Source organism: Pseudomonas sp. 3B-A001-10F (assembly GCF_056313565.1).
Genome location: NZ_JBQYFW010000104.1, coordinates 1 through 255 on the forward strand (window position 1 = coordinate 1; position 255 = coordinate 255).

The window sequence follows — 255 nt, forward strand, 5'->3', positions numbered from 1 at the left end:
AACGGGCCAAAAATGATCCCTGCGATGCACGCGTGCTCGCGCGTTATTTGACGAATGAGCAAAGCAAATTGCGGCTTTGGAACCCGCCACCCAAGGCCTATACCGTACTGAAAAGCTTGCTGCACAGACGCGCGACGTTAATTCAGAACCATACGGGGCTAATGTTGAGCTGGGCGGATGAACCCTTGCTGAAAAAAGAACGTACCGCCCAGCAAAAGGCCTTCGAGCGATCCGATCAGGTCATTCAGAAACTAC

At 52.5% G+C, this 255-nt stretch carries 1 protein-coding gene; it reads left to right on the plus strand.

Annotated features, from left to right (window positions below; translation table 11 throughout):
• The coding region (locus tag AC0ZWN_RS28930) for an IS110 family transposase (protein WP_476337727.1) at positions 1 to 255 on the plus strand (255 nt) is incomplete at both ends.